At 70.2% G+C, this 14,613-nt stretch carries 16 protein-coding genes and 2 pseudogenes; 8 read left to right on the top strand and 10 right to left on the bottom strand.

The window, feature by feature from the left end; all coding sequences use genetic code 11:
- From ACZ7GJ_RS22995 to ACZ7GJ_RS22975, 5 genes and pseudogenes are all read left to right on the top strand, one after another.
- Window positions 1-237 (top strand): annotated as a pseudogene (locus ACZ7GJ_RS22995) (type III PLP-dependent enzyme); the annotation flags it as partial.
- Window positions 218-1,030 carry an FG-GAP repeat domain-containing protein gene (locus tag ACZ7GJ_RS22990; protein WP_470754244.1) on the top strand — a complete coding sequence of 271 codons (813 nt, stop codon included), beginning with the start codon at window positions 218-220 and terminating at the stop codon, window positions 1,028-1,030. The pseudogene ACZ7GJ_RS22995 and the gene ACZ7GJ_RS22990, both read left to right, overlap by 20 nt.
- Window positions 1,031-1,172: 142 nt before the next feature.
- On the top strand, window positions 1,173-1,547 hold the full coding sequence (locus tag ACZ7GJ_RS22985) for a hypothetical protein (RefSeq protein ID WP_470754242.1): 375 nt from the start codon (window positions 1,173-1,175) through the stop codon (window positions 1,545-1,547).
- 256 nt (window positions 1,548-1,803) lie between these two features.
- On the top strand, window positions 1,804-2,406 hold the full coding sequence (locus tag ACZ7GJ_RS22980) for a mycothiol-dependent nitroreductase Rv2466c family protein (protein ID WP_470754240.1): 603 nt from the start codon (window positions 1,804-1,806) through the stop codon (window positions 2,404-2,406).
- A 255-nt stretch (window positions 2,407-2,661) separates the two neighbouring features.
- Window positions 2,662-3,150, top strand: coding sequence for a P-loop nucleotide/nucleoside kinase family protein (locus ACZ7GJ_RS22975; protein WP_470754314.1), 489 nt, complete (start codon window positions 2,662-2,664; stop codon window positions 3,148-3,150).
- A gap of 79 nt (window positions 3,151-3,229) precedes the next feature.
- Here the strand turns inward: ACZ7GJ_RS22975 and ACZ7GJ_RS22970 are convergent, their stop codons facing one another.
- Complete coding sequence (locus ACZ7GJ_RS22970) at window positions 3,230-3,718, bottom strand: hypothetical protein (protein ID WP_470754238.1); 489 nt, start codon at window positions 3,716-3,718, stop codon at window positions 3,230-3,232.
- A 103-nt stretch (window positions 3,719-3,821) separates the two neighbouring features.
- Window positions 3,822-4,589, bottom strand: a complete 768-nt coding sequence (locus tag ACZ7GJ_RS22965) for an ABC-2 transporter permease (RefSeq protein ID WP_470754318.1) — start codon at window positions 4,587-4,589, stop codon at window positions 3,822-3,824.
- Here ACZ7GJ_RS22965 and ACZ7GJ_RS22960 point away from each other — a divergent pair.
- Window positions 4,545-4,748 (top strand): response regulator transcription factor, encoded by a 204-nt coding sequence (locus tag ACZ7GJ_RS22960; RefSeq protein ID WP_470754312.1) that lies wholly within the window; start codon window positions 4,545-4,547, stop codon window positions 4,746-4,748. The two genes, ACZ7GJ_RS22965 and ACZ7GJ_RS22960, sit on opposite strands and share 45 nt — an antisense overlap.
- Here ACZ7GJ_RS22960 and ACZ7GJ_RS22955 read toward each other — a convergent pair.
- Window positions 4,712-5,092, bottom strand: a complete 381-nt coding sequence (locus ACZ7GJ_RS22955) for a winged helix-turn-helix transcriptional regulator (protein WP_470754237.1) — start codon at window positions 5,090-5,092, stop codon at window positions 4,712-4,714. The genes ACZ7GJ_RS22960 and ACZ7GJ_RS22955 overlap by 37 nt on opposite strands.
- A gap of 146 nt (window positions 5,093-5,238) precedes the next feature.
- Between ACZ7GJ_RS22955 and ACZ7GJ_RS22950 the strand changes: the two genes are divergently transcribed.
- The gene (locus ACZ7GJ_RS22950; protein ID WP_470754235.1) at window positions 5,239-5,646 is read left to right on the top strand and encodes a RidA family protein; all 408 of its coding nucleotides are present in this window, start codon (window positions 5,239-5,241) and stop codon (window positions 5,644-5,646) included.
- A gap of 177 nt (window positions 5,647-5,823) precedes the next feature.
- Here the strand turns inward: ACZ7GJ_RS22950 and ACZ7GJ_RS22945 are convergent, their stop codons facing one another.
- From ACZ7GJ_RS22945 to ACZ7GJ_RS22920, 6 genes and pseudogenes are all read right to left on the bottom strand, one after another.
- The gene (locus ACZ7GJ_RS22945) at window positions 5,824-6,561 is read right to left on the bottom strand and encodes an SAM-dependent methyltransferase (RefSeq protein WP_470754310.1); all 738 of its coding nucleotides are present in this window, start codon (window positions 6,559-6,561) and stop codon (window positions 5,824-5,826) included.
- A 30-nt stretch (window positions 6,562-6,591) separates the two neighbouring features.
- Window positions 6,592-7,785: pseudogene (locus tag ACZ7GJ_RS22940) on the bottom strand (glycosyltransferase); the annotation flags it as partial.
- 66 nt (window positions 7,786-7,851) lie between these two features.
- A complete protein-coding gene (locus tag ACZ7GJ_RS22935) occupies window positions 7,852-9,069 on the bottom strand; it encodes a glycosyltransferase (protein ID WP_470754232.1) in 1,218 nt (405 codons plus the stop codon).
- Between the two features lie 91 nt (window positions 9,070-9,160).
- The gene (locus tag ACZ7GJ_RS22930) at window positions 9,161-9,568 is read right to left on the bottom strand and encodes a VOC family protein (protein WP_470754229.1); all 408 of its coding nucleotides are present in this window, start codon (window positions 9,566-9,568) and stop codon (window positions 9,161-9,163) included.
- A gap of 55 nt (window positions 9,569-9,623) precedes the next feature.
- Window positions 9,624-10,694, bottom strand: a complete 1,071-nt coding sequence (locus ACZ7GJ_RS22925) for a GNAT family N-acetyltransferase (protein WP_470754228.1) — start codon at window positions 10,692-10,694, stop codon at window positions 9,624-9,626.
- 15 nt (window positions 10,695-10,709) lie between these two features.
- On the bottom strand, window positions 10,710-11,255 hold the full coding sequence (locus ACZ7GJ_RS22920) for a carboxymuconolactone decarboxylase family protein (protein ID WP_470754225.1): 546 nt from the start codon (window positions 11,253-11,255) through the stop codon (window positions 10,710-10,712).
- A gap of 80 nt (window positions 11,256-11,335) precedes the next feature.
- Here ACZ7GJ_RS22920 and ACZ7GJ_RS22915 point away from each other — a divergent pair, with 80 nt between their 5' ends.
- A complete protein-coding gene (locus ACZ7GJ_RS22915; RefSeq protein ID WP_470754221.1) occupies window positions 11,336-14,254 on the top strand; it encodes an AfsR/SARP family transcriptional regulator in 2,919 nt (972 codons plus the stop codon).
- 115 nt (window positions 14,255-14,369) lie between these two features.
- Here ACZ7GJ_RS22915 and ACZ7GJ_RS22910 read toward each other — a convergent pair whose 3' ends face one another.
- A complete protein-coding gene (locus tag ACZ7GJ_RS22910; protein WP_470754218.1) occupies window positions 14,370-14,603 on the bottom strand; it encodes a hypothetical protein in 234 nt (77 codons plus the stop codon).
- Window positions 14,604-14,613: the final 10 nt, after the last annotated feature.

The following is a 14,613-nucleotide window of genomic DNA, read 5'->3' as shown; positions in this document are numbered from 1 at the left end:
ATGACCCTCACCCCCCTGGTGGGCGACCACGTAGCCGCGCTCACACCGGACACGCTCCCGGCGTACGTGTACGACCTGGACGCGCTGCGCACGCACGCGGCGGCCGTTCGGGCGGCGCTGCCCGAACGCGTCGAGCTGTACTACGCGGCCAAGGCCAACCCCGAGGCGGCCGTACTGGCCGCGCTGCGCGGGTCGGTCGACGGCTACGAGGTCACCAGTGGGGGAGAGCTGGAGTACGGCTGCTGGCCGGCCCGCTGACTTCGACGGTGACGGAAGGAGCGATCTCGTCCTGCTGTACAAGTACCCCGCAGGTCAGATGCGGTTGTTCACGCTGCAGGCGCTGAAGAGCGGCGACGGCGGGTTCGGCGGGGTCGGCCCGATGGAGACCCGGTGGGACCGGCCCGCAGGGCCCACGCAGCCTGCCGTGAAGTTCCTGACCACGGGTGACTACGACGGCGACGGCAGGAGCGACGTCGCCCTGTTCTACGACTTCGGCACGACCGGGCCCGGCGCCCCCTGCGCCGATGGTCACCAGGCCGGGTACACCCTCTCCGGGAACGGGAGCCAGGGTCTCTTCAACGGTGACGGGGAGGCCCGCAGGGTCTGGGACAGCACGTGCTTCGGCCCGAGGACGGCGGCCATGGACTCCGGTGATTTCAACGGGGACGGCAAGAGCGACCTCGTCCTGATGTACGACTACGGTCAGGAGCGCGTGAAGCTGTTCACCCTCAGCGCCCACGCGGACGGCGACGGCGGGTTCGCCCCGTACCCGGTGTCCCAGTGGGACCGGAATCAGGGCGGCCCCAGGGTGCCGTTCCTGACCACGGGTGACTACAACGCCGACGGCAAGAGCGATGTCGCACTGTTCTACGACTACGGCAGGAACGGGGCCGACCCCGCCTGTGGGGGCGAGCCCCACCAGGCGGTCTGGACCGTCACCGCCGACCCCCTGGGCACCGGCGCGCTGCCGGTCGCCCAGCAGGTCTGGGACGACACGTGCTGGGGCGGCGGCACCCGCTTCATGAACTGACCGGCGGCAGGTCGGGGACGGGTCCTTCCTGAGTTTCGAGATTTCCGCCCGCGGCTACGAGCACGGTGAGTAGCGTGATCATCACGATGAGGCCGACGGTTGTGCGTCGGCCTGAGCAAACAGTGGTGAGGAGCTGCGGCTGATGGCGAATGTGGAGACGTCTTTGAAGGAGGCGATGACGTCGATCGAGGGCAGCATGGGGGTCGCCCTGGTGGACTACACCAGCGGCATGGCCCTGGGTACCCTCGGCGGCGGAAACGACCTCGACATGACGATCGCGGCGGCGGGCAACACCGATGTGATCCGGGCGAAGGCCCGCACCCTGGAGATGCTGGGCCTCGATGACGAGATCGAGGACATCCTGATCACCATGGGCAGCCAGTACCACCTCATCCGGCTGCTCGCGGGCCGGGCGGGCCATGGGCTGTTCCTGTACGTGGTGCTGAACAAGGCCAGCTCGAACCTGGCCATGGCCCGCCACCAGCTCAAGCGCATCGAATCCGCCCTGGAGCTGTAGCTGTTCGTGGCTTCGCCCCGCCTCCGCGCGTCCAGGAGTTGCAAAGCTCTGCAACTCGGCAAATATGCAGCTGGGTTCCGGTCGGTCGTGACACCGGAGGCGGGGCGGAGGGGCTGCCCGATGGCTGCCCTGGCCGGCGTCGGGGCCGGGGCAGCGGCCAGGGCCGGGCACGATGGCAGGCCCTGAGAATTGGCCCGTGATGATGGCGGGCCAATGGCCCTCTCTCCTGGGCCGCTTGGGTTCTAGCCTCCTTCTCATGACCACAGTCGACTTCTACTTCGACCCCATCTGCCCCTTCGCGTGGATCACCTCCCGTTGGATCCTGGAGGTGGACTCCCAGCGCGACCTGAACCTGAACTTTCGCGTCATGAGCCTGTCGGTGCTCAACGAGGGTCGCGAAGGCCTGCCAGAGCGCTATCAGCGGCTCTTGGAGACCGGCTGGGGCCCGGTGCGGGTGTGCGTAGCCGCCGCCCAGCAGCACGGTGACCATGTTCTGCGAGACCTGTACACCGCCCTGGGCACCCGCCTGCACAACGACGACCGGGCCGCCAGCGACGCCGTCATCCGCGAGGCGCTGGCCGAGGCCGGCCTGCCGACGAACCTTGCCGACGCCGCACACACCACCGACTACGACGACGCCCTGCGCAAGAGCCACCACCAGGGCATGGACCCCGTCGGCGAGGAGGTCGGCACACCGACCATCCACATCGACGGCACCGCGTTCTTCGGCCCCGTCCTCACCTCGATCCCCCGTGGCGAGGACGCGGTGCGCGTCTTCGACGGAGTCCGGCTCCTCGCCGGCTACCCCGACTTCTTCGAGCTGAAGCGCACCCGCACGGGCACGCTCGACTTCACCTGAACCACGCTGTGCTGACGCCGCCAAGGGTCGGCTGCCATCCGGTCCACCCGTCCCGCCTCACCTGAACTGGCTCCGAGCGCACAGGTTCCGCACGCCGCGCGGTGATCCGTTCCAGCAGCTCGGGATCCAATATGGACAGGTGCATCGGCCGCAGATTTTGCGTGTGCTGCTCCTCGACGGGCCATGAAACTCCCTTCTCCCGCGTCCCTGCAGGAGCGATGATTTCCATGAGGGTTTGAAGAGGGGTAGGTGATCATGGGCGGCCGACGGCCGAGACTCGTACTCCTGTGTGGTCTTCCCGGTGCGGGGAAGACCACGGTGGCCAAGAAGTTGGAGCGGGAACTGTCCGCCGTGCGTCTGTGCCCGGACGAGTGGCTTGCGGAGCTGGGCTTCGACCTCTTCGACGGTGAGGCTCGGGACCGCATCGAGCGTCGCCTCTGGCGGCACGCCCAGGATCTGCTGGCTTCTGGAGCCGTTGTGATCTTGGAGAATGGGTTCTGGCTGCGCCAGGAACGCGATCAGAAGCGGCTCGAAGCCCGCGCACTCGGAGTCGAGGTCGAACTTCGTTACCTCAACGTGCCGATGGCGGAACTGGAGCGGCGCATTGCCCTCCGGAACCAGGAGCCGGGCTCGGTCGTGTTGACGACCGAGCTGCTCAGGGAGTGTCAGGGCCAGTTCGAGGCTCCCACGCCGACCGAGCTGGACCTGTTTGATCCGCCCCGTCATAGGCGGGGTGTGGAGTAAGCCCGTCACAGCCACTCATCAGGGCGAAGTTCCGCCGGTCGGCACCTGCGGCGGGCAAGAGCCGAGATCGCTAAGAGAGTCAGCTCTGGTCGGGCCGGCCGTACGCCAGACGCTGCGCTTCGGACGTGACCTCGGCGTCGAGCTGGGCCAAGGTCCTGTGCCCGTACTCGATGATGTCGTACTCGTCATCAAGCTCAGCAAGGCGCTCGGCCAGGGGTATCCGGTGGCCGAACTGCCGGTGGATGCGCAGAGCAAGCTCTCGCGGCGTCAGCCGGCCCGCCAGCATCCGGTGCGCGAGCGCCCGCACGGCCGCCTCCTGCCCGGCCTCGCTGTCGCGCGGGTAGAACACGAGGTCCAGCTCATCGAGTACGACGGGAAGCAGCTCGGGAACGTTGTACTCCGCCTCGGCACGTGTGTATCCGGCCAGGATGCGCAGTTCCGGGCCGTCCAGTCCGGCAACGAGCGCCGCACAGGCAGCCCTGACGACATCGTGAGCACGGGCCGCGCCGATACTCCACTGAACAGCGAGATCCTGCAGGTCATCGGTTGCGGCTTCGATCGGCGACATCCACACATGATCTTCTGTACGAGACGATCCCGTCGACCGCATTTCGACTCGGGCACCGACCGACCGCGCTGACGGACGATCTACTGCCCCGCGGGGGCCCGGTTCAGACGTCTCGTCGGCGTACCACCAGCACCGCCAGGAGCACTGCCAGGACGGGCCAGAGTCCGAAGCCCGTCCATGCGAACAGCTCGTTCGCCCACTGGTGCACGGTCGGCTTGAAGAACCCCGGCAGGATCACGAGCAGCCCGCAGGCCGTGACGACGGACGCGGCGGTGTGCCGCAGCAGCGCACCGGCACCCAGGCCCACCAGTGCCGACACCGGCGCGAGCGCCGCGTTCGCGGCGAGGACGCCGGGGACTCCCGGATCGCCGATCGAGAGGCCGATGCCCCGGCCGGACAGCACCGCCTGGCTCAGGGTGAACGTCCCCAGGGACACGAGCGCGCCGACGGCGGACATCACGCCCGCAAGGACGACGGCCTTGGCCAGCACGACCCGGTGGCGGGCCGGCGCCGCGGTCAGTGTCGCGCGGATCAGCCCGGAGGCGTACTCACCGCCAATGGACAGCGCCCCGACCGTGCCCGCGCCGATCATCAGCAGGGCCACCCCCGCGCCGCTCAACGCCTCCGTCATCGGGTCGTAGTGCGAGCGCTGGAGCGGACCGTACTGTGGCCAGCTGCCGTACGTGTCGAGGCTGCTCTGCAGGGCCGGCCCGAGCAGGATCAGCATGCCGAGGCCCAGCACCCAGCGGGTCGATCGCAGCGACCAGAGCTTGATCCACTCGGCGGCGACGAGGTCCCGCCACCGCACGCGCGGTCCGTCGCAGAGATCGCCGACCACCTCGACATCGGCCCGGGCACGGTCAAGACGCACGTCAGGAACCTGCTCACCAAGACCGGCGCGCGCGACCGGGTCCAGTTGGTCATCGCCGCGTACGACGCGGGTCTGGTCACCCCCTCACGCAGACCGCCGGATGCCGCCCACCTGACAGGCTCTCAGGCGTCGAATCGGTGGCGGGATGCCTCGATGTGACCGAGGTAGCGGTGGGTCCAGTCGCACAGTCCGTCGATGGTCACCCGCAGGGCCTGGCCCGGCTCGGTGAGGGTGTACTCGACCCGCGGGGGCACGACGGGGTGCACCGTCCGCTCGACCAGGCCGTAGCGCTCCAGCATGCGCAGGTTCTGGGTGAGCATCTTGTGGCTGATGCCCTCGACCTCGTCCCGCAGCTCGCCGAATCGCAGGGTTTGCTCGCCCAGCGCTTCGATGATCAGGAGCGCCCATTTGTTGGCGACGTCGGAGAAGATCTCCCGCGCGAGGGAGTCCGCGCGCCTCAGGTCCGCTTCGTCGGGCGAGCCCGTGAACTGCTTGGTCACCATGAGGTTCCCCAGTCACCGAAAAGTGCGTTCTTCCATGTCAGCGGACACTCTCCTACGGTTCCTGAGTAACCACAAGAGAGCGAGCGCGTCGGGGGCTCGACGGAAGCGAGCTCACGGGCGCTCAAGGCGCAATGGAGGCGGACAGCATGGCCATCACCCTCGTGAACCCCAACGGATTGCCGGAGATCGACGCCTACCGGCAGGTGTCGATCGCGACTGGTTCGAAACTCCTCTTCATCGCCGGACAGGTCGCCTGGGACGCCGGCGGTGTCACGGTCGGGGAGGGTGACCTCGCCGCTCAGGTCGAGCAGTGCTACTACAACATCGCCACCGCCCTGGCCGGAGTCGGCGCCTCCTTCGACGACGTGGCGAAACTGACCGTCTACGTCGTCGAGTGGACCCCCGACAAGATGCCCCTGCTGATGGAGGGGCTCGGTCGGGCGGCCGCGAAACTGGGAATCACCGCGACACCCCCTGCCACGCTGCTCGGAGTAGCGGCACTGGACGTACCCGAGCATCTCGTCGAGGTCGAAGCCACCGCTGTCCTGGACTGATCAGGTGCTCCCCGCCCCGGGTTCGTTCCTCGTTCCGATCCCGGACTCCCTCCAGGTCCACGCTGATCGTGTTCTCACGGAACACCTCGTCGCCCAGGAGAAAGGAACGCCTCCCAGGGCCGGTACCCGACGATGGCGGACCCGGTGGCCCGGTGGCCTACCGGCGGCCCTACGCGGTCAATCCGCAGTCCGGCGCAGGACCAGGCAGAGGAAGCCGAAGCTGTCGCGGTACCCGTGCAGCCACTGCGAACGCTGGGTGGTGGCCGTCTCCAGTACCTGTGCGGCGGCTGGATCGCCAGGGTGGTCCAGAGCCCATGAGGCCAGCGAGCCCCAGCAGGCCCACTCGTAGGCGTCCAGCTCACTGCGGGTGCTGGCATGGCCGTGGACGGGTGTCCATCCGTCGGCGACGACGTGGTCCACCGTGGTCGCCAGGTCGGCGAGGTCACCGAACATCTCGACGGCCTCCGGCGAAGGGGCGCGGTCCCAGTACGACTCACCGATCAGGACGCGGCCGCCGGGGGCCAGGTGCTTGCGGGCCGCCGCGAGGGTGGGGAGGAGACCGCCGAAGGCGTGCGCGGCGCCGACGCTGATCACCAGGTCGTACGGCTGTGGAGAGGCGAAGTCCGCGGCCTCCTGGTGGTGGAGGACCAGGCGTTCGCCGACCCCGAGTCCGCTCGCTGCCCGGCGGGCATGCGTCAGGGAGAGATCGGAGACGTCGACGCCCTCGGCGTGCAGGTGCGGGCGTGTCGCCAGGGCGCGCAGCAGCCATTCCGCTGTGCCGCACCCGAGGTCGAGCACGCGCTCGTCGCCCCGCGGAAGGCCGTGTTCGAGCAGTCGGCTGACCGAGTCGTCGTCGAGCGGCGACTTTATCGGGTGGTCGGCGTGGGCGATCATGGAGATCTGCTCGCGGCTCAGCGGCTCGGCGTGTCCCGTCTCCGTATGCCCCGTATCGAGGAGCAGCTTCGCGGCCACCGCCGCCCCGTCGGTGCGGATCGTGCCGGCGACGGCCTTCGCCCGTGCTCGCGTCTCGGGGTCCAGGGCCGTCCCGAGTACGGCCGACAGCGAGGCGAAGGTCGGGTTCGGGCCGTCATGGGCCGCTCCGATGCCCAGCTCCGCCACGCGGGCGGCCCAGTGCGGCTGGTCGACGAACTGCGGTATCACGACCTGGGGCGCCCCGGCTCCGGCGGCGGTGGTCGTGGTGCCTGCGCCGCCGTGGTGCACGACGGCTGCGACCCGGCGGAACAGTGCCTGGTGGTTGACGTCGCCGACGGCGAAGCAGTCGTCCGAGCCGTCCGCCAGGCCGAGGTCCGCCCAGCCGCGGGAGACGAGTACGCGCCGGCCCTGCGCCCGGACCGCCTCGACGGTCACCCGGGCGACTTCCGTCGCGTTGCGCATGGGCATGCTGCCGAAGCCCACGTACACCGGGGGTGTGCCGGCCTCCAGGAACTCCTCCAGGTCGGTCGGCAGCGGGCGTTCGTCGGGCAGGATCCACGCGCCGGTCTGTACGAGTTCGAGGTCCGTCAGCTCCTGCCACGGGCCCAGGACCGGGTCCGCCGCCAGCCACGGCCGGTCGCCGAAGACGTGGTCGCGGACGTTGTCCACCGGCTCCAGGCCGATCGCCGCGCGGTGGGCGTTGAGGGGCTGGAGGTAAAGGGCGTTGACCTTCTGGGCGTCCAGGTCCCACAGGGCCCGGTGGTCGGTCATGTCGGGCGGGGCCGGCGGGCCGGGCCGCGGCGACGGCCGGTAGTGCGCCGAGGGCATCTCGAAGGGGTGGAAGCCGGCATACACGTAGCGGATGCCCAGCTTCTCGGCCACCGAGCGGGCACCGGCCGGCATGAGGCCGCTCGCCACCAGGACGTCACAGCCCTCGGCCGCCTTGGCGACCGTATCGAAGTGCGCGGCGACCAACTCGGCCGCGAACGCCGCCGCGTCCGACGGAGGCGCTCCGGTCCGCAGCGCGCGTACGTCTCGCCCGAAGGGCACCAGCTCCGCGCCGACGCCGGCCAGCAGTTCCGCGAACTCCTCGTCCGGCGGTGCGCACACGCGTACCTCCGCGCCGAGTTTCCGCAACTGCGCCGCCAGTCCCGCCAGCGGCGCGATGTCGCCTCGTGATCCGTACGCCATCAACAGCACACGCATGTCGTGCTTCTCGTTTCTGTGGTGGTGGTGATCAGCGGGGGACGTCCCCGTCTCGACTCGACTTGCTCAGTTGACGGTGTCGAGGAGCAGCCTTGCCGCGCGCGCCGCCCCGTCGGTGCAAACCGTGCCCGCCACGGCCTTCGCCCGGCTGCCGGCTTCTGGGGCCAGGGCCGTCCTGAGCGCGGCCGACAGGGACCCGAAGGTCGGAGCAGGGCCGTCGTGGGCTACGCCGATGCCCAGCTCGGCCACGCGGGCGGCCCAGTACGGCTGGTCCGCCAACTGGGGCACCACCACCTGCGGGGCGCCGGCCCGAGCGGCAGTCGTCGTCGTACCCGCGCCGCCGTGGTGCACGACGGCAGCCACGCGGGCGAACAACTGCTGATGGTTGACCTCCCCGACGGCGAAGCAGTCGTCCCGGTCGTCTATGAGGCCCAGTTCCGCCCAGCCACGCCCGACAAGGACCCGGCGGCCCTGCGCGCGGACCGCCTCGATGGCCACCCGGGCCGCCTCCTCACCTGCGCGCACGGCCATACTGCCGAACCCCACGTACACGGGTGGCGCGCCGGCGTCCAGGAAGGCCACCAGCTCCGCCGGGAGCGGCCGATCGTCGGGCAGGACCCAAGCGCCGGTCTGTACGACGTCGAGGTCCGGCGTCTCCAGCCACGGGTCCAGCACCGGGTCCGTCGCCAGCCACGGCCGGTCGCCGAAGGCGTAGTCGCGGACGTTGCCCACCGGGGGCAGGCCGAGCGACGCCCGGTTGGTGTTGAGCGCCTCACCGAACAGTGCGTCGATGCTCTGGGCGTCCAACTCCCACAGTGCCCGGTTGTCGGTCACCTCCGGCGGGAACGGCCGCCCGGGGTATGCCAGCGGCGGGCGCTGCGGCGAAGGGAGGGTCAGCTGCTGGAAGATCGCGGACACGTAGCCGATGCCCAGCTTCTCGGCCACCGACCGCGCACCGGCGATGGCCGGCATCGCTCCCGTCGCCACCAGTACGTCGCACCCCTCCGCCGCCGCGGGCATCACCTGCAACTGACTGGCGATCAGTTCTGCCGCGCGCTGGGGCAGATTGCCCTTCGACGGCGGCGGAGCCGCGGTCGTCAGAGCGCGGGCCGACTGCCCGACACCCACCACGGACACGCCGACCCCGGCCAGTCGCTCCGCGAAGTCCTCGTCCGGCGGCGCGCACACCCGCACCTGCGCGCCGAGCTCCCGCAACCGCACCGCGAGCCCCACCAGCGGTTCGACGTCCCCGCGCGATCCATATGTTGACAACAGCACACGCACTTCGTGAATCTCCAGTTTCCGTGGTTTCTTGGCCAGGCCGGGGGCACGCCCCGGGCAGCTGTGCCTCGTGAGTTGCCGAGCCCGTGGCAGTTCACGGCCTGATGGAGTGCTCGGGGTCGGGGACGCTCACCCATTCGACGAGCTGGACGACGACACCGTTCGGGTCGGTCATCTGGAACAGCCTCTCGCCCCACGGCTCTTCGCGCAGCGGCATGGTGATGGGGGCGCCCGCCGCGCGCAGCCGGGCCTCCTCCACCGCCAGGTCGGTAACGGTGAGCGCCAGGATCAGACCGGTTGCCCGACGGTGGCGCTGCTCGGGCGGGAGGACATCCGTACCTGCGCGGAGCAGGACGACGTCGACGGCGGCGTCCCCCCGCGTCAGGGACGCGAAGCCGTCGTCGGCCATGGCCACCTCGTAGCCGAGGTGGGTGCACAGGAACTCGCGAGACGCGTCCACGTCGGCGACGGTCAGGGAGAGGGTGGAGGAGGATACGTTCATGATGAAACCTTCGCAAAGTGAGTGACGGTAAAGGCCGGATGGATGCAGATACGGATCAGGTCGCGGGCAGGTCGAGCTGGATCTCGCACGTGCGCCGGTAGGAGCGGAACCCCAGTCGGTGGTTGACCGCCAGCATGTGGAGGTTGTCCTCGGCGTTGTCCGTCTCGATCTCGACGACGCCGGGGTACTCGGCGCGCAGTCGGCGCACCATGGCGGCCTTGACCCACAACCCCAGCCCGTGGCCGCGGTGTTCGGGTACGACCGCCGTGTCGTACTGCTGGACCCGCGGCGGCGCTCCCTGAGGGATCAGGATCTCGGTGTAGCCGGCCATGGCACCGTCGTCGTGGACGGCGGCGATGGTCAGCAGCGTGTCCCCGCGGTCGGCGACCACCGCGGCCATGGCGCGCACGCGGTCCGCGTCCCACGCCACACTGCCGTAGTCCAGCTCACCGACGGGCATGTCGTTCATCGCGTTCTTCGCCGTGGCGAAAGCGGCGGCGAGGCCGTCGGGAACCGTTCCGGTCCAGCCGGCCAGTCGGTAGCCGGGGTGCTCGGCATCGGCGGTCCGGAGCAGGTCGGCCCGGTCCATCTCGTCGAGGCGCAGCAGGAGGTGGTTGAGGGCCAGTGCTCGGCGGAAGCCCCGCCGTTCGCTGAAGGCTTCGCCCGGACTTTCGGCCGCGGCTGTGGCGATCAGACTGCGCCGGTTCTCGGCGCGGCAGGACGCCACGACCGCCGACAGGAGGAGGGAACCGGTTCCCAGGCGGCGGTGCGCGGGGTCGACATGGAGTTCCAGCTCGGCCAGGTGCTCCTGGCCCGGGGAGGTGAATACCCGTAGGGAGGCGACTCCGACCGGGACGCCGTCCGCACCGGTGGCCAGCCAGGTCAGCCGGTGGCTGCCCAGAGCGGGCCGGGTGAGCTGGGCGTGGATCTGTGCGGGATCGGGGGCCGGTACTCCGGGCAGGTCGTGGGCCATCGAGGCCGCGACGACCCGGTGCCACGCGGTGGCTTCGGCGGCCGAAACGCTTCGGAGCGGGGTGACTTGTACTGCTGTGGGCACGGTGATGGCCTTCTTGGTCGAGTCGGTCTTGCTCCGGGACGGCGCGAGGGCGTGCTCTCGTCGGTTCATCGAGTTCGCGCCCTTTCAGTCGGTGTGGCGCACGAGCGGCCAGTCGATGTCACAACGGGCGGCCGTGGCGAGGTAGTTGGTGAAGACGTTGAGGGCGACATGGGCGACGACCTCGACGATCTGCCCGTCGGACAGGCCGGCGCGCCGGGCCGCAGCCAGCTGCTCGTCGGCGACGGTTCCACGGTCACGGACCACCACGGCGGCCAGATCCAGGACGGCGGCGGCCCAGGGGTCATCGGCCTTGCCCCGGCGTGCGCGGTTGGCTTCGGCCGCACTCAGCCCCGCCGTCCTGGTCCCGCGGAAGGCGTGGACGGACAGGCAGTAGTCGCAGCCGTTCTCCTGCGCCACCAGCAACGCGATGCTCTCGCGCACGTCCGCCGACAGGGTTCCCTCCGTGCTCAGGGTGGTGAGGACGCCCACGTACCCCTTCAGTACGGTCGGGCTGTTGGCCATCACCCTGGCGAGGTTGGGGACGACCCCCAGGGCCTGGTGCGTGGCAGTGAACAGAGCTGCGGTTTCACCGGTCGCGATCTCCGGTTCAACGGTGTGGAGTGCTGGCATGCAGGTAACCCTGCCGGTTGATCTTGATACATTCCCGATGCATCGTCGATGCACGCAATGCAGACCCCTGGAGTGACGGCATGCGGTTCACCATCCTCGGCCCGGTGGAGGCCGCGGCCCCCGGTTCGGATGCGCCCGGCCTGGCGCCCCGTCATCGCGCGGTGCTCGCCTACCTGTTGCTGCACGCCGGCGTCGCGATCAGTACGGATCGCCTGATCGACGCGATGTGGGGGCCGTTGCCGCCGGATTCCGCCCGCGCGCAGATCCAGACCACGATCGCCGCCATCCGACGGATGCTGCGCGCTTCACAGGCCGACCGGATGCTGGCAACGGTGCCGGCCGGATACGTGATCACCCCCGAGCCGGGACAACTCGATCTGGACGAGTTCACCGGCCTGACCGCCAAGCCGTCGGCCGCCTCCGAGGACCCGGGGGACAGCGCGGACCGGATACGTGCCGCGCTGGCGCTGTGGCGGGGGGAGCCGCTGGCCGACATCACCGCCCATTACGTCCAGGGCGCCAGGACACGCCTGAACGGGCAACTGCTGACCGCCGTCGAGCGCCTGGCCGAGCTGGAACTGGCCCGGGGCCGGCACGACGACCTCATCGACGAACTGTCCGCCCACCTGGCGGCCAACCCGTTGCGAGAACGGCTCTGCTGCCAGCTGATGCTCGCCCTGCACCGCACCGGACGCCAGACCGACGCGTTGGACGTGGCAAGAACCTTCCGGGCGACCCTGGCCGAGCAGCAGGGACTCGACCCCGGCCACGCGTTCAGCAAGCTCGAACAGGACATACTGCGGGACGCCCCCGATCTGCGGCCGCCGGTCACCGCGCCGCCGAAGCCGCTGTCGCAGGGGGTCAACTTCCTCCCGTACGACGTCCCGGACTTCACCGGACGCGAAGGCGAGCTCGACGGGCTGATCCGTCTGTGGTCGGCCAACAACGGCGGCGTCGTGACCATTTCGGCGATCGACGGTATGGCCGGGGTCGGCAAGACGACGCTCGCGGTCCACGCGGGGCACCGCCTCGCGGACCACTTCCCGGACGGACAGCTCTTCATCGACCTACAGGCGCACACCGCAGGCCAGGCGCCGCTCGACGCCGGTGCCGCACTGGAGGTCCTCCTGGGCCAACTCGGCGTGCCCGCACAACACATACCCGCATCGGTCGCCGATCGGGCCGCGCTGTGGCGGTCCGAACTCTCCGGCCGTCGCGTGCTGGCCGTACTGGACAACGCCCTCGGAGCGGACCAGGTACGCCAGTTGCTGCCCGGAGCCTCACGCGCCCTCATCCTGATCACCAGCCGCCGACGGCTGACCGACCTGGACGGCGCGCACGCCCTGTCCCTGGACGTACTGCCCGCCGCGGACGCCCTGGAGCTGTTCACGGCGATCGTCGGCGAACGAGCGGACGCCGAACCCCTGGCCGTCCTCGATGTCCTGCAGTTGTGCGGATTCCTCCCGCTGGCCGTCCGCATCGCTGCCGCCCGCCTGCACCATCGCCCCCGCTGGACCGTCGCGTACCTGGCCGACCGGCTCCGCGACCAGCGCCGCAGACTCTCCGAGCTGGCCACGGCAGAGCGAGGAGTGGCGGCGGCCTTCACGCTGTCCTACGAGCAGCTGACCGCGGACCAGCAACGCATGTTCCGACTCCTGGGGCTCCAGCCGGGCCGTGACATCAGCCCCGAGGCGGCCTCCGCGCTGGCCGACCTCCCGCTCGACGAGGCCGAGACGCTCCTGGAAGACCTCCTCGACGCCCACGTCCTGACCCAGCGCCAGCTCGGCCGGTACACCTTCCACGACCTGCTGCGCGAACACGCCCTCGCCACCGCGGCCGCCCAGGAACCCCCCAACGCCCAACGCGAGGCCCTCGGCCGGCTGTTCCACCACTATCTCCACACGGCGTGCGCGGCCATCGACCACCTCTACCCCGAGGGCACGAACCGCAGACCGCGTATCCCCGCGCCGGACACCCCGGCCTCGCTCCCGCGGGACGAGGCCGAGGCGATCGCCTGGCTGGACAGCGAACGCACGAACCTCATGGCGTCCGCCCAGTACGCGGCCGAGCACGACTGGCTCCCGCACACCAGCCAACTGGCCGCCACCTTGCACCGCTACCTGCTGGGCCACGCCCACCAGGCCGACGCGCTGGCGCTCTGCGGCCTGGCACTGCGAGCCGCCCGCCGCAACGGCGACAAAGCCGCCGAAGCCCGCACGCTCATCGATCTCGGCCAGGTGCACTTCTGGTGGCACGGCGCCTACGAGCAAGCGGCCGAGCACTACCGGCACGCCCTGGACCTCGCGCGCGAGATCGGCGACCAGGGCGCCGCGGCCGGCGCACTCCAGGCCCTCAGCACCGTCTTCAGGCGGCGGCGGGAATACGACCAGGCCTACGAGCACTGCGCGCAGGCACTCGCGCTCTTCCGGGAGCTCGGCGACCGCGCCGGCGAAGCCAGGTGCCTGACCGACCTCGGCATCGTCCTCGCACGCCGAGGACGGTACGAGGAGGCCCACGAGCACCACCGGCAATCGCTGCTCGCGTACCGCGAGACGGGATCCCGTATCGGCGAGACCGTCGTGCTGAACAACATCGGGCTGCTGCACCAACGACAAGGCCGCCACGACGAGGCCCGGCGCCATCACCACCAGGCCCTGGAGCTGAGCCGCAGGTTCGACTTCCCGGGAGACGAGGCCGAGTCGCTCAACGCCCTTGCGGAAGCCGCCCGGTCCATGGGCGACCTCGGCCGGGCCGCGACCGAACACGATGCCGCGCTGACCCTCGCGCGCGAGTTCAGCTACCGCCCCGAGCAGGCCCGCGCCCATGACGGCCTGGCGCACGTCCACCGCGACCTCGGCGGCATCGACCTCGCCCACCACCACGCCCGACAGGCCCTTGACCTCTACACCGCCCTCGCCGTCCCCGAGGCCGACGAGATCCGTACCTTCCTCACCGGGCTGCCGCCCACCGCGAATGAGTCCGAACCCTCGGAGCCGTGAGAACGCCGCAGCGGTGGACACTCACGTGAGTGAGCGCCCACCGCTGCGGGAATGACGAGAGGTCGGCGGCCTTCGCCGCCCCGGCCTACCGGTGGATCACACCGACGGCCGCCCCTCAGACATCGAGCTCGTTGCCTGCGGAGTCCCATGCCCGCAACGGCTCGTCGTACGGCGGAGTGAGGACGAGTCCCGCCGGTGTGTGGTCGACACTGCCCTCGAAGGCTTCGTTCTCGGGGACAGGCCAGTCCACCACGATGTGATCACCCGGTGGGATGTCGTGCTCCATGCCGGCGGGCTCGAACATCACATTGAGCCGATCGCCGCCGTCGTTCCTGAAGATGATCTTCACGCCGAAAACC

Source organism: Streptomyces sp. NPDC037242 (assembly GCF_055604165.1).
This window is presented reverse-complemented; position numbering and strand designations above follow the sequence as displayed.

Bases quoted from the DNA above. Each gene is read 5' to 3' on its own strand.
- ACZ7GJ_RS22985 (WP_470754242.1), top strand. From the start codon at position 1,173: ATGGCGAATGTGGAGACGTCTTTGAAGGAGGCGATGACGTCGATCGAG.
- ACZ7GJ_RS22980 (WP_470754240.1), top strand. From the start codon at position 1,804: ATGACCACAGTCGACTTCTACTTCGACCCCATCTGCCCCTTCGCGTGG.
- ACZ7GJ_RS22975 (WP_470754314.1), top strand. From the start codon at position 2,662: ATGGGCGGCCGACGGCCGAGACTCGTACTCCTGTGTGGTCTTCCCGGT.
- ACZ7GJ_RS22970 (WP_470754238.1), bottom strand. From the start codon at position 3,718: ATGTCGCCGATCGAAGCCGCAACCGATGACCTGCAGGATCTCGCTGTT.
- ACZ7GJ_RS22955 (WP_470754237.1), bottom strand. From the start codon at position 5,092: ATGGTGACCAAGCAGTTCACGGGCTCGCCCGACGAAGCGGACCTGAGG.
- ACZ7GJ_RS22950 (WP_470754235.1), top strand. From the start codon at position 5,239: ATGGCCATCACCCTCGTGAACCCCAACGGATTGCCGGAGATCGACGCC.
- ACZ7GJ_RS22930 (WP_470754229.1), bottom strand. From the start codon at position 9,568: ATGAACGTATCCTCCTCCACCCTCTCCCTGACCGTCGCCGACGTGGAC.
- ACZ7GJ_RS22925 (WP_470754228.1), bottom strand. From the start codon at position 10,694: ATGAACCGACGAGAGCACGCCCTCGCGCCGTCCCGGAGCAAGACCGAC.
- ACZ7GJ_RS22920 (WP_470754225.1), bottom strand. From the start codon at position 11,255: ATGCCAGCACTCCACACCGTTGAACCGGAGATCGCGACCGGTGAAACC.
- ACZ7GJ_RS22915 (WP_470754221.1), top strand. From the start codon at position 11,336: ATGCGGTTCACCATCCTCGGCCCGGTGGAGGCCGCGGCCCCCGGTTCG.